Origin of the sequence: Eubacterium callanderi, from assembly GCF_900142645.1 — a bacterium.
Taxonomy (GTDB): Bacteria; Bacillota; Clostridia; order Eubacteriales; family Eubacteriaceae; genus Eubacterium; species Eubacterium callanderi.
In genome coordinates this window covers 59,694-85,094 of sequence record NZ_FRBP01000001.1, presented here as the reverse complement: position 1 = coordinate 85,094, position 25,401 = coordinate 59,694, and the positions used below count along the sequence as shown (strand labels likewise).

At 47.3% G+C, this 25,401-nt stretch carries 23 protein-coding genes and 1 pseudogene; 19 read left to right on the top strand and 5 right to left on the bottom strand.

The features are described 5' to 3' along the window. Nucleotides 1-12 precede the first annotated feature (12 nt). From secD to BUC22_RS00345, 15 genes and pseudogenes are all read left to right on the top strand, one after another. A complete protein-coding gene (gene secD, locus BUC22_RS00415; protein WP_013381786.1) occupies nt 13-1,272 on the top strand; it encodes a protein translocase subunit SecD in 1,260 nt (419 codons plus the stop codon). A gap of 15 nt (nt 1,273-1,287) precedes the next feature. Then, complete coding sequence (secF, locus tag BUC22_RS00410) at nt 1,288-2,232, top strand: protein translocase subunit SecF (protein ID WP_013381785.1); 945 nt, start codon at nt 1,288-1,290, stop codon at nt 2,230-2,232. Between the two features lie 63 nt (nt 2,233-2,295). Next, nucleotides 2,296-4,368: a single-stranded-DNA-specific exonuclease RecJ gene (gene recJ / locus BUC22_RS00405; RefSeq protein ID WP_013381784.1), complete on the top strand. Its 2,073-nt coding sequence runs from the start codon at nt 2,296-2,298 to the stop codon at nt 4,366-4,368. A 26-nt stretch (nt 4,369-4,394) separates the two neighbouring features. Then, nucleotides 4,395-4,913 (top strand): adenine phosphoribosyltransferase, encoded by a 519-nt coding sequence (locus tag BUC22_RS00400; protein WP_013381783.1) that lies wholly within the window; start codon nt 4,395-4,397, stop codon nt 4,911-4,913. 84 nt (nt 4,914-4,997) lie between these two features. Then, complete coding sequence (locus BUC22_RS00395; protein WP_013381782.1) at nt 4,998-7,175, top strand: RelA/SpoT family protein; 2,178 nt, start codon at nt 4,998-5,000, stop codon at nt 7,173-7,175. Between the two features lie 8 nt (nt 7,176-7,183). After that, nucleotides 7,184-7,636 (top strand): D-aminoacyl-tRNA deacylase, encoded by a 453-nt coding sequence (gene dtd / locus BUC22_RS00390; RefSeq protein ID WP_013381781.1) that lies wholly within the window; start codon nt 7,184-7,186, stop codon nt 7,634-7,636. 11 nt (nt 7,637-7,647) lie between these two features. Then, nucleotides 7,648-8,277 (top strand): MBL fold metallo-hydrolase, encoded by a 630-nt coding sequence (locus tag BUC22_RS00385; protein WP_013381780.1) that lies wholly within the window; start codon nt 7,648-7,650, stop codon nt 8,275-8,277. A gap of 3 nt (nt 8,278-8,280) precedes the next feature. Further along, entirely contained in the window at nt 8,281-9,726 is a 1,446-nt protein-coding gene (gene hemZ / locus BUC22_RS00380; protein ID WP_013381779.1) for a coproporphyrinogen dehydrogenase HemZ, read from the top strand. A gap of 26 nt (nt 9,727-9,752) precedes the next feature. Then, nucleotides 9,753-10,193: a GNAT family N-acetyltransferase gene (locus BUC22_RS00375; RefSeq protein ID WP_013381778.1), complete on the top strand. Its 441-nt coding sequence runs from the start codon at nt 9,753-9,755 to the stop codon at nt 10,191-10,193. Nucleotides 10,194-10,318: 125 nt separating this feature from the next. Then, complete coding sequence (locus BUC22_RS00370) at nt 10,319-10,921, top strand: TetR/AcrR family transcriptional regulator (RefSeq protein WP_013381777.1); 603 nt, start codon at nt 10,319-10,321, stop codon at nt 10,919-10,921. Next, nucleotides 10,914-11,759 (top strand): ABC transporter ATP-binding protein, encoded by an 846-nt coding sequence (locus BUC22_RS00365; protein ID WP_073381798.1) that lies wholly within the window; start codon nt 10,914-10,916, stop codon nt 11,757-11,759. Before BUC22_RS00370 ends, BUC22_RS00365 begins: the two co-directional genes overlap by 8 nt. Continuing rightward, nucleotides 11,756-12,430 (top strand): fluoroquinolone export ABC transporter permease subunit, encoded by a 675-nt coding sequence (locus BUC22_RS00360; protein ID WP_013381775.1) that lies wholly within the window; start codon nt 11,756-11,758, stop codon nt 12,428-12,430. Before BUC22_RS00365 ends, BUC22_RS00360 begins: the two co-directional genes overlap by 4 nt. Continuing rightward, the gene (locus tag BUC22_RS00355; protein WP_013381774.1) at nt 12,427-13,134 is read left to right on the top strand and encodes a hypothetical protein; all 708 of its coding nucleotides are present in this window, start codon (nt 12,427-12,429) and stop codon (nt 13,132-13,134) included. Before BUC22_RS00360 ends, BUC22_RS00355 begins: the two co-directional genes overlap by 4 nt. A gap of 98 nt (nt 13,135-13,232) precedes the next feature. Next, nucleotides 13,233-13,883 (top strand): annotated as a pseudogene (locus BUC22_RS00350) (nitroreductase family protein); the annotation flags it as partial. Between the two features lie 170 nt (nt 13,884-14,053). Beyond that, entirely contained in the window at nt 14,054-14,305 is a 252-nt protein-coding gene (locus BUC22_RS00345) for a TfoX/Sxy family protein (RefSeq protein ID WP_013381772.1), read from the top strand. A 63-nt stretch (nt 14,306-14,368) separates the two neighbouring features. Here BUC22_RS00345 and BUC22_RS00340 read toward each other — a convergent pair whose 3' ends face one another. Together BUC22_RS00340 and BUC22_RS00335 are read right to left on the bottom strand one after the other, a co-directional pair. Further along, entirely contained in the window at nt 14,369-15,748 is a 1,380-nt protein-coding gene (locus tag BUC22_RS00340) for a uroporphyrinogen decarboxylase family protein (RefSeq protein WP_013381771.1), read from the bottom strand. 157 nt (nt 15,749-15,905) lie between these two features. Beyond that, nucleotides 15,906-16,562, bottom strand: a complete 657-nt coding sequence (locus tag BUC22_RS00335; RefSeq protein WP_013381770.1) for a Crp/Fnr family transcriptional regulator — start codon at nt 16,560-16,562, stop codon at nt 15,906-15,908. A 208-nt stretch (nt 16,563-16,770) separates the two neighbouring features. Here BUC22_RS00335 and aspS point away from each other — a divergent pair, with 208 nt between their 5' ends. Both aspS and BUC22_RS00325 read left to right on the top strand, forming a co-directional pair. Beyond that, the gene (gene aspS, locus BUC22_RS00330; protein WP_013381769.1) at nt 16,771-18,546 is read left to right on the top strand and encodes an aspartate--tRNA ligase; all 1,776 of its coding nucleotides are present in this window, start codon (nt 16,771-16,773) and stop codon (nt 18,544-18,546) included. Between the two features lie 63 nt (nt 18,547-18,609). Continuing rightward, nucleotides 18,610-19,059, top strand: coding sequence for a SoxR reducing system RseC family protein (locus BUC22_RS00325; protein WP_013381768.1), 450 nt, complete (start codon nt 18,610-18,612; stop codon nt 19,057-19,059). 47 nt (nt 19,060-19,106) lie between these two features. On the opposite strand, the gene BUC22_RS00320 is transcribed toward BUC22_RS00325, so the two are convergent. The 3 genes from BUC22_RS00320 to BUC22_RS00310 form a co-directional block, all read right to left on the bottom strand. Further along, nucleotides 19,107-19,883 carry a class II glutamine amidotransferase gene (locus BUC22_RS00320; RefSeq protein ID WP_013381767.1) on the bottom strand — a complete coding sequence of 259 codons (777 nt, stop codon included), beginning with the start codon at nt 19,881-19,883 and terminating at the stop codon, nt 19,107-19,109. Between the two features lie 127 nt (nt 19,884-20,010). Further along, nucleotides 20,011-20,940 carry an alpha/beta hydrolase gene (locus BUC22_RS00315; RefSeq protein ID WP_013381765.1) on the bottom strand — a complete coding sequence of 310 codons (930 nt, stop codon included), beginning with the start codon at nt 20,938-20,940 and terminating at the stop codon, nt 20,011-20,013. Then, nucleotides 20,937-22,172 carry a patatin-like phospholipase family protein gene (locus tag BUC22_RS00310; RefSeq protein WP_013381764.1) on the bottom strand — a complete coding sequence of 412 codons (1,236 nt, stop codon included), beginning with the start codon at nt 22,170-22,172 and terminating at the stop codon, nt 20,937-20,939. Before BUC22_RS00310 ends, BUC22_RS00315 begins: the two co-directional genes overlap by 4 nt. Nucleotides 22,173-22,318: 146 nt before the next feature. Between BUC22_RS00310 and BUC22_RS00305 the strand changes: the two genes are divergently transcribed. Both BUC22_RS00305 and BUC22_RS00300 read left to right on the top strand, forming a co-directional pair. Next, complete coding sequence (locus BUC22_RS00305; protein ID WP_013381763.1) at nt 22,319-23,029, top strand: MBL fold metallo-hydrolase; 711 nt, start codon at nt 22,319-22,321, stop codon at nt 23,027-23,029. A gap of 46 nt (nt 23,030-23,075) precedes the next feature. Continuing rightward, nucleotides 23,076-25,391 (top strand): DNA internalization-related competence protein ComEC/Rec2, encoded by a 2,316-nt coding sequence (locus BUC22_RS00300; protein WP_013381762.1) that lies wholly within the window; start codon nt 23,076-23,078, stop codon nt 25,389-25,391. The last annotated feature ends 10 nt before the right edge of the window (nt 25,392-25,401 follow it).

Sequence of the window (25,401 nt, the reverse complement as noted above, 5' to 3'; positions counted from 1 at the left end):
GGAGGAAAGTGTGTGAAAGAAAAGGTTAATACCAAAAAGACCATCACACTGGTTATTTTTATTGCGATTCTTGCGTTTTGCGGCTATACTCTGTTTCATGGCCTTAGCGTGGGAATTTATGATATTGGAAACATAGGAGACCATGTGCACTATGGTCTGGACCTGACCGGTGGAGTGAATGTTGTGCTTCAGGCTGAAGCGACAGACGACAGCGGTATTACGTCTGAAAAAATGGACAGTACTGTCGCCGCCATAAAAAAACGTGTAGACTCCATGGGTGTCAGCGAAGCCCAGGTTTCAAAACAGGGTGAAGACCGTATCCGCGTGTCCATTCCCTCTGTACAGGACCAGCAACAGGCTCTGGATATGATTGGTAAAACCGCTCAGCTGGAATTTGTGGGCCCGGACGGTGAGGTTATTCTGACCGGTAAAGACGTTGTGGACTCCAAAGCAGTCCAGCAGAAATCAAGCAGCGGACTGGAAGAAGCCGTTGTTACCTTGAAATTTAATGACGAAGGTACTCAGCTTTTTGCCGACGCGACACAAAAGTACCTGAATCAGCAGATATCCATCAAGCTGGATGATGAGGTTATCAGCAGCCCGAAGGTTAACGTGGCCATCACCAATGGTGAGGCCGTGATCGAGGGGATGGCCGATATGGAAGAGGCCGGAAATCTGGCTGAGCTTATCCGCGGCGGCGCGCTGCCGGTCAAGCTGAGCCCAATCGAAGTGACAACCATCGGTCCGACTCTTGGCCAGGATTCCCTGAATCAGAGTTTGATCGCCGGTGCCATCGGTATCGCGGCTGTTCTGCTGTTTATGCTTGTTATGTACAGAGGTCTTGGCTTTATTGCCGATCTGGCTCTGATCATCTATATTATGCTTGATTTGATTTTGATGGTTTTTGCCAATGTTACACTCACCCTGCCAGGGATTGCCGGGATTATTCTTTCCGTGGGTATGGCTGTCGATGCCAATGTTATTATCTTTGAACGTATTAAAGACGAGTCACGCTCCGGAAAATCCATCAATGCCGCCATCGACGCGGGCTTTAAACGGGCCATGGGTACCATTATCGACTCCAATGTCACGACACTGATTGCGGGCTTTGTGCTGTTCTTTATGGGAAGCGGCAGCGTTCAGGGCTTTGCTGTAACACTGATTCTCGGTATTATTGTGAGCTTGCTGACAGCTGTTATTATAACCAAGCATCTGACCAAGCTGGTCATCGGTACGCATCTGTTCGGCAGCGGCAAGTTCTATGGGATCTAAGGAAGGAGCAGAAAGATGAAGACATTAAAACTAGTTGAAAAAAGTAAAATCTGGTTCAGCATCGCAATCGTTCTGGTTCTTATCAGTGTAGGTTCCCTGCTTATAAGAGGCTTGAATTTTGGGATCGACTTTGTAGGCGGTACCATTGTTACCATTGATCTGCATACGCAGTTCAACACCGACGACGCACGTCAGATTACAGATCAATACGACAAAAGTGCGGAGATAACATATGCCGGCGACGGTCAGGACCGCATTGTAATCAGTACCAAGGAAAGTCTTGACACCGACCAGCGCAAGGAGCTGTTTAATCAGTTCAAGGATAAATACAGTCTCCAGGACAGCGATTTGGTCTCTGTCGATACTGTTACAGCCACAGTTGGCTCTGAAACAGCGCGCAACGCAGTGGTCGCATCGGCCATAGCGGTTCTGCTTATGCTGATCTATATTACTTTCCGGTTCGAGTTCTATTTTGGACTCTCAGCCATCATTGCGCTGCTTTACGACATTACCATTGTCATTGGGGTTTACGCTCTGTTCCAGATCCAGGTCAATGCGCCTTTTATTGCGGCTATTCTGACTATTTTGGGGTATTCCATCAATGATACCATTGTTGTGTTTGACCGTATCCGTGAAAATGAAACCCGGATTGGCATGCGCGACATTAACGAGCTGGTCAATGTGAGTGTCTCACAGACCCTGAAACGAAGCATCAACACAGTTGTGACAACACTTCTGGCCATTTTGGCTCTGTATATCTTTGGCGTAGAAGCGATCAGAAGCTTTGCCCTGCCATTGATCGTCGGGATTGTCAGTGGCTGCTACTCATCAATATTTGTAGCCAGCCCGTTGTGGGTACAGTTTCAGAAGCGGTTCCCAAATTCCAAGAGCAATAAAAAGAATAAAAAAAGAGCGGTTTCAAATACCAATAAGGGTAGAAATAAACAGCCGCAGGTATAAAAGTAAGAAACCAGGAGCCGGCTGCACGGTTGAGCAGCCGGTTTCTTTGTATAGAGGAAACATATGGTAAACACAATTTGGAAAGAACGAAAAAGCAAAACAGAAGCCAACATTGCGGCAGTGGAGGAACTGACAGAGGAATGTGGCCTGACGCCTTTGTCGGCCAGACTGCTGGTCAAGCGTGGCTATGACACTGCTGATAAGGCAATGGCCTATTTGGAGCCGGACTTCTCGGATTTTTATGACCCCTTTGGACTGCCGGACATGCAGAAAGCTGTCGACAGATTGTTGAAGGCCAGGGAGCAGGGGGAAAAGGTCTGTATCTACGGCGATTATGACGCAGACGGCACCACTGCAGTATCTATTCTGATGCGCTATTTTAAGGGCATTGGAATCGAAGCCTTTTACCGGATACCCAACCGTCTGGAGGAGGGCTACGGTATGAATATCCCAGCCCTTGAGGCAGTTATTAAGATGGGAGCCACTTTGATTGTAAGTGTGGACAACGGTATTGCCGCCCATGAACAGGTGGACTACTGTAACGAACAGGGTGTTGATGTAATTGTAACAGACCATCATGAGTGCCAGGGAGAAGTCCCCCGGGCACTGGCGGTTGTGGACGCAAAGCGGGAGGATTCGGACTATCCCTTTTCAGAGCTCTGTGGTGCAGGAATTGCGCTGAAAATGGTGATGGCCCTGGACAGGGTTCTGGAACTGGACTCAGATTTACAGGAGTACATAGAATGTGCGGCCATCGCTACTGTAGCCGATATTGTGCCGTTGAAGAGCGAGAACCGTATCATTGCCTCCCTGGGCATTGATTATCTGAATACCAGTCCAGTCAATCTTGGAATTCGGGCGTTGATTGAGGTCAGTGAGCTTAAGCGGGTAAATGCTGGAAACATCGGCTTTGTCATAGCGCCGAAGATCAATGCGGCAGGCCGTTTAGGTGAGGCCGGTAAGGTAGTTGAGCTTTACATGACACAGGATGAAGCACAGGCGGCAGAAATCGCAGCATATCTGAGCATGGAAAACCGAAAACGGCAGGATATTGAGCAGGAGATTTTAGAGCTGGCTAAGGCGCAGGTAGAGCAGCAGCACCTTGATGAGCAGGGCATTATGGTAGTGGCCGGGGACGGCTGGCACCCTGGAGTCATTGGCATTGTAGCCAGTAAGCTTCAGGAAACCTGGTATCATCCTGTCGTTGTCATCGGTATAGACGAAAAGGGAATGGGCAAGGGATCGTGCAGGAGTGTGGAGGGCTTTAATATTTTCGAGGCACTCCAGAGCTGTTCGGAGCTTTTTACGACCTTTGGAGGGCATGAGCAGGCAGCGGGCCTGAGCATTCCTGCGGAAGATATTCCCCAATTTGCCGAAAAGGTCAATGACTATGCGTCAGAAAAGGGGATTGACCGTCTTTTGACCAAGACAATGTACTATGACAGTGTTATGGGGATAGGCGATGTGAGTGAGGCTCTGGCCGAAGAGCTGGACCAGTTTGAGCCCTACGGTGTAGGAAATCCCGGACCGGTATTTTTAATGGAGGGACTAAAGCCGCAGGACGCCCGGAAAATGGGGAGTGATAAAACACATCTCATGTTTTCGCTACCGCCCTACCGTTGTGTGGGCTTTGGAATGGGGGCAGCTCTGGATGATGGAACCGACGGTCAATTTTCTATCCTATGTAAACCAGAAATTAATTGCTTTCGAGACAAAAAAAGCGTACAATTATTATTAAAAGATATTAAACGGTCGCCTTTTTACCACAATCAGTCCGCCTATAATCTGGTGGAGCGGATCAAAAACGCGCCGGTGGCAGAACTTCCGGAGCTTGGATTGACAGACCTTGATCGGGAAGCCATGAACCTGACAAGGGAGGATCTGAAGCTGATCTATGCCCTGATGCGCCAGGTGCAATTAAAGGGAGCGGCAGTCGATCAGATCGTTCGGAAATTTGAGACGCTCAATGTCTTTAAGTTGCTGGTCGGCCTGAATATTCTTCAGGAGTCTGAGCTTATCCGGTTCCGGCTTAAAAAGGGAGTGGTCTTTTGTGAAATTCTTGCGTCAAATGGAAAAAAAGATATTCAAAAGGCACCGTTAATGGTAAAATTAAGAACATATCTTGATTATGAATGATTAATAAGAAAAGAGAAGGATACGAAATGGATATTAAGAGCAAAATCGATATTTTTGAAGGTTTCCCAAAGGAAGGAATCAGTTTTAAGGATATTAACAGTCTGATCCGCGACCCGGAGGCGTTTAAGTTTGTCATTGACGAATTTCATAAAATTGCCAAGGCGCTTGATGTTAATCTGGTGTGTATTCCAGAGGCGAGAGGCTACATTTTTGGCACGCCACTGGCCTACCTCCTGAACGTGGGGCTGGTTCCGGTGCGTAAGCCAGGCAAACTGCCTGGCGAGGTTGTGGCAGAGGAATACGACCTTGAATACGGCACGAACACTGTCGAAATTCAGAAAAGCGCCATCAAACCCGGGGACCGTGTGGTTATCATTGACGACCTGCTGGCAACCGGCGGAACCATGAAGGCGGCAATCGACCTGGTAGAAAAGCTCGGCGGCGAAGTCTGCGGCGCATTGTTTTTAATAGAATTGACTGAGCTGAAGGGGCGGGAAAATCTCAAGGATTATTTTGTATCCAGCTTAGTACAGTATCCGGTATAAAACACTGAAAATGACCGGGGCTTTTTAGCTTCGGTCATTCTTTATCCAGTGTAGGCACTTATAGAAATAAAGGTGGGCAGAACCATGGCGAACGAAGCAATAGAACATAAAATTGATAGTTTAATCGAACTTGTGAAAAAGAACAATCCGGATGCGGATACTGAGTTGATTCTAAAGGCGTACCACCTGGCAGACGGGGCCCATAAGGACCAGAAGCGTCTGTCAGGAGAGGCCTATATCATCCATCCTGTTTCGGTTGCGTATATTTTAGCAGAGTATAAGATGGATACGGAAACCATAGTTGCTGCCATTCTGCACGATGTGATTGAGGACACTTCGTATACTTACGATGATATTAAGGAAATGTTCAACGAACAGGTGGCCGACCTGGTCGAGGGTGTTACCAAAATCGGCAAAATTGAGTATCAGTCAAAGGAAGAAAGCCAGGCCGAGAACCTTCGGAAAATGGTTCTTGCAATGTCAAAGGACATCCGCGTTATCCTAATCAAGCTCGTGGACCGTCTGCACAATATGCGGACTCTGGAGTATATGAAGGAGTCCAAGCAGATTGAAAAATCCAGAGAAACGCTGGATATATACGCGCCTATTGCGAACCGTCTGGGGATACAGACCATCAAGGCAGAGCTTGAAGACCTTGCGTTAAAATATCTGGACCCTGACGGCTATTACGACCTTGTAAAAAAGGTCAAAATGAAAAAGCAGTCCCGTGAGGAATACATCAATAAGGTCATTAAGATTTTAGAGAAAAAGATTGATGAAGTGGGGATTGAAGCAAAAATCTATGGCCGCTCCAAGCATTTTTATTCCATCTACAGAAAAATGAAGGCCCAGAACCGCAACTTTGACGAGATCTATGACCTCATTGCAGTGCGTGTGATTGTGGACAGCGTAAAGGACTGTTACGGCGTGTTGGGGATTGTCCATACGCAGTGGAAACCTATTCCCGGACGCTTCAAGGATTATATCGCAATGCCGAAGCCCAATATGTACCAGTCCATTCACACCACGGTCATCGGGCCAAACGGCGACCCTTTTGAGATTCAGATCCGGACCAAGGAAATGCATGAGACTGCAGAGTACGGGATTGCCGCGCACTGGAAATACAAAGAAGGTATTACTGACAGCAACAACAAGGAGCTTCGGTATGAAAATAAAATGTCCTGGCTCCGCCAGATTCTTGAGTGGCAGAAGGAGCTGGATAATGCTAACGATTTGGTGGAAACCATCAAGGTTGACCTGCTCAACGAGGAGGTTTATGTATTTACTCCACAGGGCAAGGTGGTCGAGCTGCCAATGGGCTCCTGCCCGCTGGATTTTGCTTACCGCATCCACAGCGATGTAGGGAACTCCTGCGTGGGCGCCAAGGTTAATGGTAAAATCGTACCCCTTAACTATACACTGAATAATGGGGACATTGTGGAGATTATGACTTCCAAAAACTCCAACGGTCCAAGCCGTGACTGGCTCAATTTTACCAAAAGTGCTCATGCCCGCAACAAAATACGGCAGTATTTCAAAAAAGAAGAAAAAGAAGAAAATATTGCCAAGGGCAAGACCATGCTGGAGCGTGAGATTAAGCGAGAAGGCCTCCAGGATACCAAGCTTCTGAGCACGAGTGAACTGGAAGTGGTCAGTGACAAAATGGGTTATAAGACCCTCAGTGATTTCTATGCCGCCATTGGCTACAGCGGCGTGAAGATAGGTACCGTTCTGCAGAAAATGCGGCTGCTCTTCCCCAAGGAGTTCCCAGAACCCGAAGAGGAAGTGGTTATTAAAAAAACCGCTAAGCTCAAGAAATCCAACAGCAGTGTTATTGTGGCAGGACACAACGAAATCGACGTGCGCTTTTCCAAGTGCTGTAACCCTGTACCCGGAGACAAAATTGTGGGTTATATCACGGTTGGCAGAGGAATCTCTGTTCACCGGACCGACTGCCCCAACGTGCTGGGAATGACAGACCCCAGCCGCATTGTCGATGTTGAATGGAACAAGTTTGGCATAGGCGGCAGTTTTACGGCTGAAATTCAAATTAAAGCCCGTGAAAAACAGGGACTGCTCATTGAAATCTCTAAGATTTTCCTTGAGATGAATATCCCCCTTACTGCCTTAACGGCCAGAAATGAAAAGGGAGAGTTTGATTATTTCTCCGCAACCTTTGAGGTCAAGACCAGGAGAGAACTCAACCTCCTCATTAAAAATTTAAATAAAATACCGGAAATCATCAGTATTCACCGTGTATAGGAGCGAACATGAGAGCAGTTATTCAGCGTGTAAAAGCATCAGAAGTCAAGGTGGGAGACCGGGTAATCGGCTCCATTGGCCGTGGCTTTAACCTCTTGTTGGGTATAAAGGAAGACGATACAGAAAAGGATATGGACTATATCATCCAGAAGACCGTAAACCTGCGTGTATTTGAGGATGAAGAGGGAAAAATGAACCTCTCTCTTATGGATGTGGGCGGCGAGCTGCTGGTTGTCTCACAGTTTACTCTTTACGGCGACTGCCGAAAAGGGCGCAGACCGAGCTTTTCGAAAAGCGGCCCTGTGGACGCGGCAAAGGCCAAGTATGAGCTCTTTCTGGAAAAACTGAAGAAGGAACCCATTGCCAAAATAGAGACTGGAGAGTTTCAGGCAGAAATGGAGGTATCCATCGTCAATGACGGTCCGGTAACCCTTCTGTTGGACAGTGAAAAACAGTTTTAGGAGAAATAATAATGATGAAAATAGTAAAATTAATAGTGGGCCCGATGGCTTCCAACTGTTATATCGCCTGGGATGAGGATACAAAGGACGCGGTTATTATCGACCCGGGCTTCGAGGATGACCGTATTATGGAAACTGTGGAAAAACATGGTTTAAAGGTTGGTAAAATTCTGCTGACTCACGGCCATTTTGACCACATAGGCGGTCTGGAAAAGACAAAAGCCCAGACCGGGGCAAAGGTTTATATTTACGCAGATGATGCGGATACCCTGACTTCGGCGGGTAAAAACCTGTCGACTATGGTGGGACAGCCTATGAATCCTGGACCGGCGGACGTACTGCTTCGCGATGGGGATGAAGTGGAAATCAGCCCGAATATTAAGCTGACCACCATCCATACACCAGGGCATACTGTAGGCAGCTGCTGCTTTGTGGGAGAGGACGTGATTTTTTCAGGAGATACTCTGTTTGAAGGCTCCATCGGACGAACCGATTTTCCAGGCGGAAGCTATGAAAATATGATGAAGTCTCTGAGCCGCCTCATGACCTATGACGACGATATGACCGTATTGCCAGGCCATGGTGAAAATACAGATATTGCCTATGAGAGGGCACGGAATCCTTTTATTGCCAGAGGTTAACCCTTGGAAAAACTAAGTTTTATGCTGGCAGACCGCTTTTATGAATATCCCTGCTTTGAGATGTACCAGCAATTCAGGCCTGAGGTTCCCGTTGTTTTTAACGAGGAGCTTGAGGACCGTATTGACGTCGATTTAAGCGGCGGGGTACTGGTGCTTACGGCATTGGAGAAAGGCGAAGTGATTCTGCAAAAAGAATATGACTATGAAAAGAAACCCCTGGATAAACAATCCTTCAAAGGGTTTCTTTATCTATTTTTATGTGAATTAATTGGTTATACTCTGGACTGGGGAACGATGACTGGTATTAAGCCGGTCAAAATGGCTCATAACCTGTTAAAAGAAGGGCGGACACCTTTACAGGTAAAACAGTGTCTGATAGAAAAATATCAGGCCTCAGAAAGTAAAATTGAGCTGATAACCGGCATCGCACAGAGAGAAATGGGGATTATCTATCCCCTGAGCCAGAAAAAAGTGAGTGTATATGTAGGGATTCCGCTCTGTATTGCCAAATGCTCTTACTGCTCCTTTATTTCAACTGTAGCGGATAAAAAACAAACCATTGTATCAGAATATCTGGAAAACCTGTTGTACGAAGTACGCCTGACAGGACGTTACCTCAAAGAAAAAGGTATTGCGACCGATACCCTTTACATTGGCGGAGGCACCCCTTCCATTTTGGATGAGGGGCAGCTGGAGACACTGTTAACTACCCTTGATGAAGAACTGGATCTGCAGGGCCTCAGAGAATACACCTTTGAAGCCGGCCGGCCCGAGACCACAAATCTCCGAAAGCTGGAAATACTCAAGGCTCACGGTGTAGACCGTGTCTGTCTTAACCCCCAGACCATGAACGCAGATACACTGGCGGCTGTAAACCGGAATTATCCTCCGCAGGCTATTTTAGATACCTATGAAACGATCCGCGAGGTGGGTTTTGAGAGTGTGAACATGGATTTGATTTTAGGCCTGAACCGCGAAAGTGAGAAGGCCTTTATGCGCTCGTTAGGCCAGGTTATCGCTTTGGGGCCTGAAAATATTACCATACACTGCCTGGCTGTTAAAAAAGGTTCTGCCATTAAAACAGCCACCGGACGACAGGTAGAAAACCCTTATTCAAAGGACTTCTGCGCCGGTATTCAAGAGGAACTGGGACGCAGGGGGTATCGGCCCTATTATCTGTACCGTCAAAAATACACGCAGGGAAACGGTGAAAATATCGGGTACTGCCTGGAGAACAGGGAAGGCATTTACAATATTCTTATGATGGCCGAGAAACAGTCCATTATCGGTATTGGAGCGGGCTCATCCGGTAAACTTTACGTACCGGAGATTGATCGTTTCGATCGAATTTTTACTGTAAAAGACGTTAAAACTTACAACGAGCGCACCGAAGAGATTGTGGAAAAAAAGATGGCTCAGTATGAAGCTTTTTTCGGTGAGAGGGTATAAAACAAATAAAATTGGAAGTGGTAGATATGATTTTTATTGAAATGACGGAAAAACACTTAAAAGAAGCCTCCAAGCTTTTTGCCAGGGCTTTTAATACACCCCCCTGGAAGGACAGCTGGACACCTGAGCGTGCAGAGAAGCGTCTGGAGCTTATGCTTTCCAATAACAGTGCCAGTGCCATGGTAGCCCTTGATGACCATGAGTATATAGTTGGAATGATTCTGGGTGACTATGAGTACGAGGATACTAAGATGGCCTTTCAAATTAAGGAGTTCTGTGTAGATGTTGATCATAAGGGCGAGGGCATAGGTACCCGGCTTTTAGATGAAATGACAAAGCATGTAAAAAAGAACGGTGTGGAGGAAATTATTCTAATGACTCTGAGAGCGCCGGAAACCCATGAGTTTTATAAAAGTCTTGGCTATTCTGATGTAGACGAATGGCTGATGATGCATAAAGAGCTTTAATGATTATACGGCCTGCCCTTGGTAAAGAGGCAGGTCTTTTTTATTCTCTTGACTCAATCTATAATGAATGATATTATTTGACTAATGTAATAAAAATAGTCAAATGTGAGAAAAGAGGATTGGAAATGCCAAGGGCTTATTCGGATCAGGAGCGGGCTTATATCCGCCAGAGGCTTCATGAGGAAGCCATCTTATGTATTAAACAGTATGGAATGCGCAAGACGTCAGTCGATGAGCTGGTACGCCGGGTCAATATTCCCAAGGGGACCTTTTACCTGTTTTATCCCTCCAAGGAAATGCTCTTCTTTGAGGTGATGATGGACTTCCATGATAATGTACAGGAAGAGGTTTTGAAAGCCGTCGGAGCCTTAAAAGACAATGTGACCCCGGATACATTGACGGATTTGCTTTTCCGTTTTTGTAAAATGGCGGACGACAGTATTCTTATGCCAATGATTGTGAGCGGTGATCTGGAGCTGCTCATGCGCAGGCTGCCCGACGAAGTGGTAGCAGCGCACCAGGCCCAGGATGATTTCAGTGTCGAGCATCTGGCAGCCATGCTGCCGGGAGTGGAGGGAAAAAATCTGGAGCTGTTCAGCGCTGCTCTGAGAGCAGTATTTTTACTGCTCCTGCATAAAAGAGAGATCGGTGCCCCGATATTTGACGATGTGTTGAAAATGCTGCTGCACGGTGTGGTTATTCAGCTTTTTGAGGTGAAAGATGATTAGAGCAGAAAATTTGAGTTTCAGCTATACTCATAAGCCTTTCATAAAGTCGATCAGTTTTGAGGTGAAGCGAGGTGAGATCTTTGGCTTTTTAGGGCCTTCCGGCGCAGGGAAAAGTACCCTTCAGAAAATCCTGACGGGTATACTGCCTGGCTATGGCGGCAGCGCTGTGGTCAACGGGAAGGAGGTCCGGAATCACAGCAACAGCTTTTATGAGCAGATTGGTGTGGATTTTGAGTTTCCGAGCTTCTATGAAAAAATGACTGCACGTGAGAACCTTGATTTTTTTGGTTCACTTTATAAAGGTCCTCTGCAGCCGATTGAGGGACTTTTAGAAAGTGTTGGTCTGGAAAAGGACGGAGATAAAAAGGTATCGGCTTATTCAAAAGGAATGAAATCTCGCCTCAATTTTGTCAAAGCCATTCGACACAATCCGGATATTCTCTTTCTGGATGAGCCCACAAGCGGCCTTGACCCTGTGAGCAGCAGTCATATGAAGGCCTTAATCAGAGAGCAGCGCAGTCAGGGAAAGGCAATTATTCTGACAACTCATAATATGCAGGATGCCACAGAGCTCTGCGATCGTGTTGCCTTTATCGTCGATGGCGAGATGAAAGCAGTGGATACGCCGCACCACCTGATAATGTCAAAGGGAGCCGCCAGGGTTACCTATTCTTATTTAGATGGCATTGAGAAAAGTGCATCCTGCCCTCTTGGTGCCCTGTCTGATGATTCTTTGCTTGCCGGGCTAATCAAGAGCAATCGCCTGTTATCCATACACAGCAGCGAACCAACCCTTAACGATATTTTTATCGAAATGACAGGGAGGGCGCTGCAATGAGAATTGTGTGTCTTTTAAAGGGCGATATTCGTCAGCAGTGGAAGTACGGTTTTTATGGTTTATACCTGATTTTGACTTTGATCTATGCGGGCGTACTGTCCATACTGCCGTCGAACTGGAAGGTGACTGGTACTGCGTTAATTATCTTTTCCGATCCGGCAGCTCTGGGGCTGTTCTTCATGGGAGCCGTCATTCTTCTGGAGCGGAGCCAGCGTGTGCTGGAATCCCTTGCTGTTTCACCGGTGCGCCCGGAAGAATATATTGTTTCCAAAGCCTTGTCTCTGGCCTTGATCAGCACCCTGGCCGCAGCGGTGCTGGGTGTGGTAGGCGGCAGCCCGAGCCTGCCCCTTTTATGTGCCGGCACATTTACTGGCGCGATGCTTTTCAGCATGGTAGGTCTGGCAGCAGGTACCAGTATTTCTACGATTAACCAGTTTATACTGGTAACTGTGCCTATTGAGCTGGTGATCTTTGGCCCCGCGATTTTGTGGGTAGCGGGTTATCGGCCTTGGATGCTCGGTCTGCACCCCGGTGTGGCGGTTTATCAGCTCATAAGCGGAAATATTAATTGGACAGCGCTCAGCCTTCTTCTGTGGCTGGCAGCAGCATTTTTTACGGCGCGGGCTGCTTATATAAAAATGACCCGTTATCTTGGAAGTGTGACATTATGAGGGCACTGAATCGTTCGTTTTGTTACTTTATTCGTCAGATTGCAGCAGACAGGATGCTGGTTATGGTATGTGCAGCCCCACCGCTTTGCGGTGCGTTTTTCCGATTCGGTATTCCGGTACTGGAGCCGTTGTTTGTTAGATGGTTTGGCTTTGGGCTTGAGTCTTACTATTTATTGCTGGACCTGCTCCTTTCCGGTATCACTCCTTACATGTTGTGCTTTGTTTCGGCCATGGTTATTTTGGACGAGACTGACAGTCATATGAGCGCCTATCTCTGTGTCACTCCAATTGGTAAAAATGGATATCTGGTGTCACGGCTGGCTTTCCCCGCTGCGGTTTCAGGGCTGGTATCCTTTTGTGTTCTGGCAGTTTTCAGGCTGTCAGTTGATTCAATCTTTATCATGGCCAGTCTGTCCCTGCAGTCTGCGGTTCTGGGGATGCTGGCAGCCATGCTTATTGTCAGTCTGTCCTCCAATAAAGTAGAAGGGATGGCAATCAGCAAGCTTTCAGGTCTTATTCTGTTTGGTATGGTGATTCCCTTTGTATTCAAGGGAGGTGGAAAGTATGTGTTCGGCTTAATGCCCTCTTTCTGGATTGCCCAGTGGGCCATAACGCCGGGCTTCTTTGCCATCCTCTTATTTTCAGGGACATCGGTTCTCTGGTTTTTTGTGCTATGGCGCCGTTTTTCATTAAAGCTGACCTAGCACAGGAGACTGAAACTTGAAATTTTTCCTGGTTGGTGGTATCCTAAGAGCAACACTTGGTATCACATAAAAAAAGATGCCAGGGAGAGGTGGTAAGGATGAAAAAATCGGTAATCGAGGCAATGAAAGCCCGCCGTTCGATACGCAGCTATAGCAAGCGTCCCATGCACCACGCAGCAGAAGGGCAGCTTAAAGACTATCTGCGGCATATAGAGCATCCCTTTGATGCACGAATAAGAGTTGAGTTAATTAAAACAGGTGAATACCCTGGCAACCATCGACTGGGTACTTATGGGGTCATTAAAAATGCACAGGCGTTTTTTGCTGTGTGCTGTGACCGGAGCAGTTTTGCGGAGGAGGCTTTGGGTTATGCCTTTGAAAAAGTCGTGCTTAAGAGCACCCAGCTGGGATTGGGTACCTGTTGGATTGGCGGAACCTTTAACAAGGGGGCTTTTGCCGATGCAGTTCAGCTGAAGGCAGACGAAATGCTGCCCATTGTTTCGCCGGTCGGCCAGGCGTCCGCCAAACCGTCCATGGTGTCTAAAACTATGAGCAGGGTAACCAAGCAGCGCTCCAGGAAACCCTTTGAGACCATCTTTTTCTCAGATAACTGGAATATCCCGCTCACCCAAAAAAGTGCAGGGGATTTTGGGATACCTCTCGAGATGGTGCGTTTGGCCCCATCCTCAAGAAACTGCCAGCCGTGGCAGGTGCTCATTGCGCCAGAGGGCGCGCACTTTTACCGTATGGCACCGCGCAGCCTGAACCGTATTGATCTGGGCATTGCCCTCTGCCATTTTGATCTGGCCTGCCAGGAACTTGGCATTGATGGAGGGCTGAAAATAATGCCGGATGCCATTGCGCATACACCGGAAAATGGGTTCTACACCATGTCTTGGATAAGAAAGGAAGCGTAAACATGTCACAGATGGAAAAGCTGCCGAATATTGGAAAGGTGGTTGCCAGGGAACTCGAGGCAGTCGGAATTGACACTCCGGAAAAGCTTCGTGCAGCCGGAACGAAGGAGGCTTTTTTAAAATTAAAGCAGAATGACCCCAGCTCTTGCCTGCATAAGCTTATGGGCTTGGAGGGCGCGATTCAGGGCGTCCGAAAATACGATTTGCCTGATGAGGTGAAACAGGAGCTTAAGGATTGGTTTAACAGCCTTTAGGGTATCTGGTTAAAACGCAAGAATAAGAGCCGCGGAATGGAATCCCGCGGCTCTTTTCTGTGTTTAGACAAGAAGGTACATAAAGAAATTGATGAGCTCGTTATTGAGCTGGGCCAGGTTTCCCTTGGCAATTTCAGGAACCAGTGGGTTTTCAGCTTTTAAAGCTTCCCAAGTGGTCAGATATTTAGATTCAATGGGTCTGAATTTGGATGGGTCAAAGACAAATCCTTCTGCATTCAGCGGCGTACCGCAGGCTTCTCCTGCATTTTTATAGACGCCATATTTCGCAACCGTTTCGGATAAGGCGGCCCAGTTGTCAATGTTAACTTCGTTCAGAAGGAATGGGTTTTTATCAAAGTGGAAATAATAGCCGCCGCCTGGCATCATAATGTCGAGCAGCTCCCTGGCTTTGCTTACGACTTCCTCTTTGGTGCCGCGAAGGGCAGAAACAGGGAAAAGTCCCTGGATAATCATCTTGTCGCCCAGTTTATCCTTAATCAGCTGAGGATCGCCGAATTCAAACCACATCTGTGTTCCGGCAGGGAAATCCTGCAAAACGTCCAGGTAGCGTGTCCAGTCATCCTCACAGAAAATATTGCAGCGTACGCCAAGAGCTGCGTACTGCTCGATCATGGTTTTAAAGGTTGGCAGCCACAGATCAAGAAAATCTTTTTCGCGCATGAAGGTTGGCATATGCAGTGGAATAAAGACAGAGCCTTCTGCGTTTGGAACCGGAGGACGTCCCCATTCAAACAGTACAGGCAGCAGGGCTTCGCAGGCTTCCTTAAGCTCGCTGCGGTGGCGGCGTATGTCCATACTCACACCGCTGAAGCTTCTGAGCTGGTCGGCGATAAAATCAAAGGGGGCTTCTGTCATGCCGGAAGAGCCGGCCGGAGCGCCGGGATAGTGTCCGCCCTGTTCTGTGATTTCCATGAACCAGGGCAGTGAAGCGTTGATTGATTTATCCAGGCTGGACTGAGCCTTCATAATCGTTGTGGCGGTTTTAAATCCGTCACAGGGATCAAGATTTTTATACTGGCGTGGGATAACAGTCTCCATTAAAAAGGTAAAGGGATCGTCAATCAAGGCACGGTACTCGTCAGGCTGCATACCGACAACCTCAGGGTGCTGGACGACTCCGTTCTTTCCCATTACAAAAGACTGAGAGCCCAGGATCTGGTAAAATTCTGCCGGACGGTTAAGCACCTGGCTGCACGGAAGAATAGGAGTCACATCTGAGATAATTCGTTTATCCAGTGCCAGCGCAGGCTCGCGCAGACGTCCGTAATCGTACTGATAGTCAAAAAGATTCTGTCCGCCGTATTCTGCTACCAGATAGTGAGAGATCATATAGCCGGTAGGCACATGATCTGGAATCCGGTTGTTATAAAAATCATGGAAATTTTTGATCCTATTTTCCTGTAGTTTCTTGTTATCACTCATTGAAAAACACCTCACTTATATTCGTTTGAAAAACAGGCCTGTAACGTTTTCAAATATGTACCAATTATAGCACAATAAAAAAGACTGTATATCTTTTAAAAGACATAACAGCCAAAAAAACATTAAAATAATATATTTTTAAGGAAAAATAAAAGGTTTAGCCGATGTATTGGCTGTAGTCCTGTAGCTTTTTGGCGTTTTTTACGATGATCCGGTTTCTGGCTGTTTCAATAATTTCCTCCTCGCGCAGCTGCTTCAGATATTTAGCCACATTGGCCCGGTTCATGCCCACAAAGTTGGCCAGATCGTCCTGAGATATCAGGACCACAGGATTGCCGCTGTTGGTGACAGCGCTGTACAGGAAATGCGAAATTTTTTCAAGTCCTGTTGAAAAAAGCTGATTGATGTTATCCTCAATAAGCAGCACCACCAGCCGCATATAGGCATCGTACATGGCCTGATTAAGCGCGGGATTTTCATTGAGATAGCGCCCCAGAAGTTTTCGGTCAAAGGCCAAAGCCTTAAGATCTGTGGCGGCGGTAAAGATAAGAGAGCTTTCGATCTTATAGTCACCGGGATAGTAGAGGGGCGCGAATGTATAAGGTCCGTAAAAAGCAAAAGCCTTGATATGGCCGCTTTCATGTATAAAGGAGGTTCGGATCATGCCCTCCAGAACATAATACTCTTTGTCCAGCGGCGCGCCCACACCGCTGAGCGGCGTGTCCTTTGTACATTCAAAAACCGTGTGCTCTATGGACAAAAGATAGTCTTCAAATTGTTTGAAGTCATCGCCAAAATAATATTGCAGATGCATTGAAAGTTCCTCTCGAATCTTGATTTAAATTAGTATAGCATGCCTTTATTCATAATTGCTTAATATCACCCTTTTATCCCGCTGTGTAAAGATATTGGATAAAGCCCAGAAAAACTCCCCAGACACTTGACATAAAGGGGACGCCTTTTATATAATAATAAGATATGAAAAAGTTAAAATACGCATTGATAACATAACAGGAGGAAAGATGAAAACCACCTATAGAAACGCCCTCTGCGGCGAACTGAATACGGAATTTGTAGGACAGACCGTCAAATTATGCGGCTGGACAGACACCAGAAGAAATCTTGGAGGGGTTCTTTTCATTGATTTAAGAGACCGCAGCGGCAAGGTACAGCTGGTCGTCAATGAAGAAGTCAGCGCAAATGCCTTTGCAGAAGCCGAAAAGGTACGTAATGAATATGTGCTTTGTATTGAAGGGGAAGTTGTTAACCGCGACGCAGAAAACGTCAACCCCAAAATGGCAACTGGTGAAATTGAGGTTATGGTTAAAAGCCTGACCATTCTCGATACTGCCGATACTCCGCCAATTTATGTGGAGGACGATGATAAGAGCAACGAGGCGGTCCGGCTGAAATACCGCTATTTAGACCTTCGTAAGCCTAAAAACCAGAAAATGTTGAAAACCAGAGCCCAGGTGGCCAGTATTGCCCGTAACTTTTTAAACGACGAAGGTTTTCTGGAAATTGAAACACCAATTTTAGGTAAGCCGACTCCAGAAGGCGCCCGTGACTTTCTGGTACCCTCCCGCGTTCAGAAGGGGAAATTTTTCGGACTGCCCCAGAGTCCGCAGCTCTTTAAGCAGATCCTGATGATTTCGGGTGTAGACCGTTACTATCAGGTTGCAAAATGCTTCCGTGACGAGGACCTCCGTCAGGACCGTCAGCCAGAGTTCACCCAGATCGACATGGAAATGTCCTTTATCACAAAAGACGATATTCTCCCCATCATGGAAAACATGATTGCTAAAATTTTCAGAGAAGTCCGAGGTATTGAACTGGAAACTCCGTTTATCCGAATGACTTATCAGGAAGCAATGGACCGTTTCGGTTCAGACAAGCCGGATACGCGCTTTGGCATGGAGCTCACAAATATTTCCGATATTGTTGAAAACAGCGAATTCAAAGTATTTTCAGGCGCCGTTAAAAAGGGTGGCTCTGTCCGTGCCATTAACGCGAAGGATGCCCAGGGCAGACTCAGCAAAAAAACCATTAAAAACCTTGAAAAATTTGCAGCTATTTATAAGGCAAAGGGGCTGGCCTGGATCGACGTATCCGATGGAGAAATGAAATCGCCGATTCTCAAGTTTATTTCTGAAGAAGAAAAAAATGCGATCTTTGAACGTATGGACGCAGAGCCTGGCGATATGATCTTCATTGTGGCTGATACGGATGAGATTGTCTGTACTGCCCTTGGCCAGCTGCGTTTGGAACTGGCTAAGAAGCTTGAGTTTGACCTGAGCGGTAAGTTCAATTTCCTCTGGGTTATTGATTTCCCGCTGCTCGAGTACGATGCGGAGGCAGGGCGTTATGTAGCCAAGCACCATCCGTTTACCGCGCCGCTGGATAAAGATCTGCCGCTTCTGGAAACCGATCCGTCGCAGGTACACGCTGATGCATACGATATGGTCGTAAACGGCGTTGAACTGGGAGGTGGTTCTATCCGTATCCATAATCAGGATGTACAGGAAAAAATGTTCAAGGCCCTTGGGTTTACCATGGAGGACGCCTGGAAGCAGTTCGGGTTCCTGCTGGAAGCACTGAAGTATGGCACACCACCGCACGGAGGACTGGCTTTTGGTCTAGACCGCCTCATCATGATGCTCATGGATATCGATAATATCCGTGACGTTATTGCGTTCCCGAAAACACAAAACCACAGCTGCCTGATGACCGATGCGCCGGCCGAAGCGCAGCTTGACCAGCTCATCGATCTGGGCATCAGCATTGACGAAATACTGTAAGTTTTAAGAATGCCGGACAGGGTATAAAAGGGAAAAAGCAACCATATAAGGAAGTGATATACGATGAAAGAAATTGGAATCGTTGAAGAACTAAAGGGAAAGAATGCAAAGGTACTGATTAAGCGCCATACCGCATGCGGCGATTGCGGAGCCTGCCAGGTCGGTAAAGAAAAAATGACCATGGAAGCTACGGCCAGAAATGCAGCTGGCGCTCAGGTGGGCGACACTGTATCTGTGGAAATGGAGTTTGCCAATGTTATCAAGGCGACCTCAATTATGTACGGTATCCCTCTTATCGCCTTTGTTGTGGGCTGTGCGGCCGGCTATTTTACCGCTGTTGCCCTGACTTTGGATTTGGTACTCGTTCCCTTTTTTACCGGTATACTGCTGACGGTTATCTCTTATCTGGTCATCCGTGTTTTCGATAAAAAAGGAAAGTTTAACTCCAAATATGAGCCGGTGATCACAGAGATCGAAGCCGAAGCACAGGAATTGCCGCCGGAAAGTAAATAGACGATAAAAATACAAAAGCCTGCCGAATTTTAAGTTCGGCAGGCTTTTTAAATTACAAAGCTTCCCCGATCATTTTCTGGAAGTTTTGCAGGCTTAAACACGTGGCCGTGGCTTTGTCCGGAGTAGATAAGCTGATTTCCCTTATAGGCAAAGAGGCGGGCCATGGGTACCTTTTTCCAGCAGTAACCCTCTTGAGAAAGAGGGTGGGTGGAAAAACAGATATGACTGGATTTTTTAGCGGAGTACAGAGTGTCAATAATATTTGTATGTATGTAATAAACCTCACCGTCGTAGACGAGCAGGTTAAGCTTGTTGCGTTTAGCGATGGCGGTAATCTTCTCATCGAGCAGAGCTGCCCGCTGAACCGCGTCCAGAGGACAGCCCGCGTCGTTGAAGGCTTTGCTCATGGCGTCGGTCAGGTAGAGCAGCACACGTTCACTGTCGGTTTCACCGGCCTGAGTATCCAGATAAGGAAGCAGTTCCATGCCAGAGTAAATATTGCCATTGTGAGCCAGCGTCCACTCCCGTCCGCTGCTGTCCCGGGCGGTAAAAGGGTGACTGTTGCTTTTGGCAATGGACCCGATGGTTGCAAATCGAATATGGGCAATGAGCACAGAGGTTCTGATATCATGATTGAGCAGTCCTGGAAGCAGCAGACTGTCGTGCGCGCCAACGGCTTCTTTACACATGGAAACAGCGCCGTCTTTGTTAAAATAACGCATACCCCATCCATGGGGATGCTTATAACTGTGGGTGTAAAATTCTTTAAGCATGTCGTTGGCACGTACTGGGATGTCCCCGGTAATTCCATAAAGTTCGCACATGATGTTATCCTTTCTGAATCTACATTAAATTTACAAAACAAGTATGATTAATATGTATTTTAGTATGAATGAATGAAAATGTCAAGCTGGTTTGCCTGAAGACCAATAAGAAAGAGGCCGAAGCCTCTTAAAAATGCTTTTGTATAAAGCTCAGGATATCCTGATAAACCTCACGCCGATTAGTCTCGTTCAGGACTTCGTGCCGTTTGCCGGGATACAGCGTTATGGAAACATCTTTCATATCCGCTTTTTTAAAACGCTGGTATAGTGCACGGACCTCCTTACCCATATTGCTGACAGGGTCGCTGCCGCCAGAAATCAGATAAATAGGAAGATCGGCGGGCATTCTGAAAATATTGCGAGGATCATTGGCGTAGTCCAGACCGGTAAAAAGGTCATAGAAAAAAGCTGAGGTGCAGGTAAAGCCGCACAGCGGATCTTTTAAATAAGTGTCTACATTCAGCGCATTGACGGAGAGCCAGTCGTACTCGGTACGGTTAGGGGCAAATTTTTTATTATAACTGCCAAAGGACATTTTTGTCAGCCGCTCAGAGGGATGAGTAGGGCCGTATTTGGCGATTTCTGCCTTGGCGATAGCCTTGCCCAACGACCGAACCGCCTTGCTTACCCCCATGGTGGTTCCGACAATAACACCACCCTGAAACAGGCCGCCAAAATCAATCAGGCAGGTGCGTGTAACGACAGAGCCCATACTGTGACCAAGAATGAACAAGGGCAAATCCGGGTTTTCCTCACGGACACGGTCGGTAAGCTCGTGGATATCTTCGACAATGCGCTGCCAGCCGTCTACATCGTCAAAATAGCCCAGGGTGCCGTCGAAGGTTCCAGTCATACCGTGACCACGTTGGTCAATGGCGTAGGCGATAACGCCTCGCCGGTAAAGAAAATCAGCGAATTCGGTATAGCGGATGGCATGCTCTGCCATTCCGTGGACAATTATAAGGACGGCTTTTGTATCTAAATTGCGTGGAGTGCTGTAATAGTATATCCGTGCGCCGTCGGAGGCTTCAAAATTTTGGGGATCGAGTCTTATCATTGGTTTCTCCTTCTGTTTTTGATGACTTTTAGGAACATGGCTGCAATGACCACATCGGGTACTGCCAGAATAAGCGCTGGCAGCAGCGCTGTAATTGCCGGATGATTTTCGGCCAGAGCCACCGCTGCGTATTCCCTGCGGATGAACTCTGTCTGCCCTGTGAGAATGACCTCTCCCAGGGAGGCATGGTCATGCTTCTGGAAGCTGTCAGAGGCTTTTATAAAATCCGTACTGTCGAGTATTTGCTTGATGAGCTCATACAGTGTAAGGGCGTTGTACCTTGGAATGGCTAAAAGCTCACCTGTAAGCTCGGCACAGGCTGTAAAAAGCTCATTCCAGGTCATTGTGTAATTAGATTTCCAGTACCGGGTCAGGGTGAGATGGATAAGCAGCCGTCTTAAGGTCATACTGCCATTTAAAATGGAACGGGCTGTTCTGTCCTGTACCAGTGGGCGGATATCCCTTTTATTAAAAGCCCGGGCCAAGGGGACGGAACGGTAGTTTTTAGGAATAAGGTAATAATAACCACCCTCATACTGGCTCAGGGCCCGCAGAGCATCGTAGTAGCCCATGTCGTAGTTTTGCCTGATGACAACCGGGTCCACGCTCAAAAAATGGCCGAGGTCGGCAGAGTGGGTAATACGAAGCTCCTCGAGATTTTCGTATTTTATACGGTCCGATGCACTTATGGGATTGATATCAATCATGATTGTGATCATGTCGTGGCAACCTGCGTCGTAAAGCATTTTGCGCGGCAGCGGGTCGTAGACACCGCCGTCGAGGTAACGCTTATTGTCGATAACCACTCTCTTAAAAATGGGTACATTGGAGCTGGCCATAATAAAGTCAACCAGCTTGCCCTGTGGAATATCCTCAATAAAAAGGTATTCCATTTTCATATCACTTAAATTGTAGGTGGTGAGCCCGTAACGGATGGGGGAGTGTCTTACGGCGTCTTCGTCGATGGTTTCATTTAGAAGTGTGTGCAGGGGCTCTACATCCATCAGCAACCCTCTGGTTTCGGCGAAAACGGTATGGTAGTCAATATGCTCCCAGACATCGCAGGCGAGATCAAGATCGCCCTGGGCAATATAGGCTCCGTTTATGGCTCCGATGGAGGTACCTACAACGGCGCAGATTTCGATGCCGTTATCTTTCAATGCCCGATAAGCCCCTATCTGATAGGAGCCGCGGCTTCCGCCGCCGGACAAAACCAAGCCCGGTTTATTCATGACGAACCTCCTTTTGATGTCAATGTATTTAAAAAGATTGGATTACCGTGGGATAATCTGTAAATATGGTGTATAATAACTATATTACTATATCATTTAACCATTAAAATGAACTTTAATCAACGAAAAAATGGAGGTTTTTTGAAATGAAATTAACCGTATTAGGCAATACAGGACCCTACCCAAAGGCAGGAGGTGCCTGTTCGGGCTATCTGCTTGAAAATGGAGATTCCAAGGTAGTGCTTGACATGGGCAACGGTACATTGGCCAACCTTCGGACAATCTGTGACATTGAGGATATTACTGCGGTAATCTGTTCCCATCTTCACCCCGACCACATTTCGGATTTGTTTGTGCTGCGCTATGCCCTTGAGATGCGGGGAATGACGATTCCCCTTTATGCCCCCGACAGCCCCGATAAGGAATTTGACCGGCTGTCCTATAAAAATGTATTTGATCTTACGCCGATCACTGAGGATTTGAAGCTCGAAATTGGCGGCATGACCTTCAGCTTCATGGAAATGCGCCATCCGCTTAAGGATTTTGCGATCAAGGCCTATGACGGGAAGTCTACTTTTATGTATACTGGCGATACGGCGATGTGCCAGGCGCTGGAAGAATTTACAAAGGGGGTGGATGTGCTGCTGTGCGATTCCGCTTTTCTGGATGATGTGGATTCTGCGATTCACCTGTCTATGGAAAAAGCCATTCAAAACGCGAACAATGCCGGAGTCCGACGGCTTATCCTCACGCATTTCAGCCCAGAGATTTCACCGCAGCGTTACTATGAGATTGGAAATGGACGCTTTAACGGACGTTTATCCAAGGCTGAAATCATGGCGAACTTTACGATTTGATCACTTGCTGAGAGCGGCAAAATAAATAAATGGATAAGGGGGCCCAATGAAACGACCGCTGATTTATGCATTCGCAGCACTGTGCTGCGCAATCCTGCTGGCCGGATTTGGGGCGCCCTTTTTTCTTTACGTCCTTTTACCGGTCGCTTTGCTGCCTTTACCGCTGATCTTCAAAAAAGTAAGACCTGTAAGTGTAGTACTGGTGTTGGCCATTTACATGCTGGGGTGTGCCGCTGCTATCCCTGTGTTTGGAAACGAAAATCCTTTTGAGGATTTTTGGGATCAACCGGTATTGCTTTCGGGCATAGTGGATAGTGTCCCCTCACAGGAAGGGGAAAAGACCCGGTTTGTACTAAAACTTCAGGAAATTAATGACATGCCTGTTTCAGGAAAGGTGATGGTTACAGTAGCGGAGAACAGTGTAAACTACACGCCGGGAGCTGCTTTAAGCTTTGATGGTGAAATCAGTGAGCCAGCCGGAAGGCGGAATCCGGGCGGTTTTGACTATGCACTTTATTTAAAGGCAAAGGGGATCGACGGACAGGTTTATCTGAAAAACGGAGAGGCTGTCACAGTGAAACCGGGTTTATTCAGTCCCATATACGCTGTTTATGGCATTAAACAGTATTTGTCAAAAGTTTGCGACAAGTTCTTCACGCCGTCCCAGAGCGGCTTAATCAAGGGAATCCTGCTAGGCGACAATACGATGGATGACGAGGTAAAGGCATCCTTTCGGGAGGCAGGCGTTTCCCATGTGCTGGCTATATCCGGTCTGCATGTGGGCTATGTGTACGCTCTGGTGCTTTGGATGCTGGCTCTGCTCGGTGTGCGGCGCCGTTACCACTTACCTGTTCTGGCGGTTTGCCTGCTGTTTTATATTACACTGACAGGCTTCAGCCCGTCGGTCATCCGGGCTGCGCTGATGTGCCTGGCACTGGTTGGCGGCAGGGGAATGGCTGAGACCTATGACGCGCTAAACGGACTGTGTATGGCCGGTATCGTTATATTATTATTTCAGCCAGCCCAGCTCTTTATGGCAGGCTTTCAGCTTTCTTTTTCCGCGGTGCTGGCGATTGTTTTGTTTTACAGGCCATTGCTGTACGAATATGGACGGCACATTAAAGCACCGGGAGCGATGGTATCCAGCCTGCTTTTGACCTTTTGTGCCACCCTGGGTACCATGCCAGCCAGCCTTTACCATTTTCATACCCTGAATCTGGTAGCGCTGATTTCTAATTTGCTGGTCGTCCCTCTGGTGGGGGTTTTGCTGGTTTTTGCTTTGATTACAGTGCCACTTACGGCTTTTATTCCGGCAGCAGGCGGGCTTTTTTGCCTGCCGACAGCCTTTATAGCGGATTGTGTTCTATTCTTAACCAATCTTTTTTCAAAATTTAGCTGGCTGGTTCTGCATCGAGGCGCCATGACTCTGGCAGAACTCCTGATACTGGTTCTTGCTGCCCTTCTGCTCGCCGGGTATTTTAATTTGAACAAAAAATCTGCCCGGTATTTTGTTGGGATATCTTTTCCACTGCTGCTTCTGGTCATTTTTGGCATATCGCTGGTTCGTCAGCCTTTGAAGGTAACATTTTTAGATGTGGGACAGGGCGACAGTGCACTCGTTGAGACACCATCTGGAGGTGTGTACCTCATTGATGGCGGGGGATACGAAAACTATGGCAATGCCCCCCGGAAGGAGCGTGTACCTATCTCTGAAAGTGTTCTGCTGCCTGCGCTGTACGCCAAAAGCATCCAGCGGATTGACGGGGTTTTTATCTCACATAATCATGCGGACCATGCACAGGGGATTGAGGAGCTTCTCACCGAAATTCCTGTGGGGCGGATTTATGTTTCCAGTAAATATAATAATGAAGCGCTATTAAGCCAGAATAAAATACCCGTAGAGGTTCTCGCAAAAGGCAGCACACTGGAAAGCGGCGATGGCTTATCTTTTGAGGTGTTGTGGCCGGAAAGTAAAAGAGAAGCGCTGGCAGACGAGGAGCAAAATGACGTGTCCATGCTGTTGCGTTTATGCTATGGAAGCCGATCCTTCCTCTTTACAGGTGACGCCGGTTTCCAGGCTGAGGAAGCCATTGTTCGCGGCCTGCATGAAACGGACGTCCTGAAAGTAGGCCATCACGGCAGCCGGTTTTCCACGTCGCCGGAGTTTTTAAAAAAGCTTAATCCATCCCTTGCTGTAATCTCGGTTGGCCGTTATAATAGTTTTGGACATCCGACCAACGAGGTGCTTGAAAATATTGAGGTATCCGGCGCGGTCTGTAAAAGAACGGATAAAAACGGCGCAGTGGAAGTATGGACAGATGGAAAAAATTTAAGCGTACGAAGCTATATCGATAAAGATTAAAATAACGGAT

What these genes read in the sequence shown, in the direction of transcription:
- secF (WP_013381785.1), top strand. Translation starts at nt 1,288, where the DNA reads ATGAAGACATTAAAACTAGTTGAAAAAAGTAAAATCTGGTTCAGCATC.
- BUC22_RS00300 (WP_013381762.1), top strand. Translation starts at nt 23,076, where the DNA reads ATGAAACGACCGCTGATTTATGCATTCGCAGCACTGTGCTGCGCAATC.
- BUC22_RS00345 (WP_013381772.1), top strand. Translation starts at nt 14,054, where the DNA reads ATGTCACAGATGGAAAAGCTGCCGAATATTGGAAAGGTGGTTGCCAGG.
- BUC22_RS00395 (WP_013381782.1), top strand. Translation starts at nt 4,998, where the DNA reads ATGGCGAACGAAGCAATAGAACATAAAATTGATAGTTTAATCGAACTT.
- recJ (WP_013381784.1), top strand. Translation starts at nt 2,296, where the DNA reads ATGGTAAACACAATTTGGAAAGAACGAAAAAGCAAAACAGAAGCCAAC.
- BUC22_RS00365 (WP_073381798.1), top strand. Translation starts at nt 10,914, where the DNA reads ATGATTAGAGCAGAAAATTTGAGTTTCAGCTATACTCATAAGCCTTTC.
- BUC22_RS00370 (WP_013381777.1), top strand. Translation starts at nt 10,319, where the DNA reads ATGCCAAGGGCTTATTCGGATCAGGAGCGGGCTTATATCCGCCAGAGG.
- BUC22_RS00400 (WP_013381783.1), top strand. Translation starts at nt 4,395, where the DNA reads ATGGATATTAAGAGCAAAATCGATATTTTTGAAGGTTTCCCAAAGGAA.
- BUC22_RS00305 (WP_013381763.1), top strand. Translation starts at nt 22,319, where the DNA reads ATGAAATTAACCGTATTAGGCAATACAGGACCCTACCCAAAGGCAGGA.
- BUC22_RS00335 (WP_013381770.1), bottom strand. Translation starts at nt 16,562, where the DNA reads ATGCATCTGCAATATTATTTTGGCGATGACTTCAAACAATTTGAAGAC.
- BUC22_RS00340 (WP_013381771.1), bottom strand. Translation starts at nt 15,748, where the DNA reads ATGAGTGATAACAAGAAACTACAGGAAAATAGGATCAAAAATTTCCAT.
- BUC22_RS00325 (WP_013381768.1), top strand. Translation starts at nt 18,610, where the DNA reads ATGAAAGAAATTGGAATCGTTGAAGAACTAAAGGGAAAGAATGCAAAG.
- BUC22_RS00320 (WP_013381767.1), bottom strand. Translation starts at nt 19,883, where the DNA reads ATGTGCGAACTTTATGGAATTACCGGGGACATCCCAGTACGTGCCAAC.
- BUC22_RS00375 (WP_013381778.1), top strand. Translation starts at nt 9,753, where the DNA reads ATGATTTTTATTGAAATGACGGAAAAACACTTAAAAGAAGCCTCCAAG.
- BUC22_RS00315 (WP_013381765.1), bottom strand. Translation starts at nt 20,940, where the DNA reads ATGATAAGACTCGATCCCCAAAATTTTGAAGCCTCCGACGGCGCACGG.
- BUC22_RS00310 (WP_013381764.1), bottom strand. Translation starts at nt 22,172, where the DNA reads ATGAATAAACCGGGCTTGGTTTTGTCCGGCGGCGGAAGCCGCGGCTCC.
- BUC22_RS00360 (WP_013381775.1), top strand. Translation starts at nt 11,756, where the DNA reads ATGAGAATTGTGTGTCTTTTAAAGGGCGATATTCGTCAGCAGTGGAAG.
- dtd (WP_013381781.1), top strand. Translation starts at nt 7,184, where the DNA reads ATGAGAGCAGTTATTCAGCGTGTAAAAGCATCAGAAGTCAAGGTGGGA.
- aspS (WP_013381769.1), top strand. Translation starts at nt 16,771, where the DNA reads ATGAAAACCACCTATAGAAACGCCCTCTGCGGCGAACTGAATACGGAA.
- BUC22_RS00355 (WP_013381774.1), top strand. Translation starts at nt 12,427, where the DNA reads ATGAGGGCACTGAATCGTTCGTTTTGTTACTTTATTCGTCAGATTGCA.
- BUC22_RS00385 (WP_013381780.1), top strand. Translation starts at nt 7,648, where the DNA reads ATGATGAAAATAGTAAAATTAATAGTGGGCCCGATGGCTTCCAACTGT.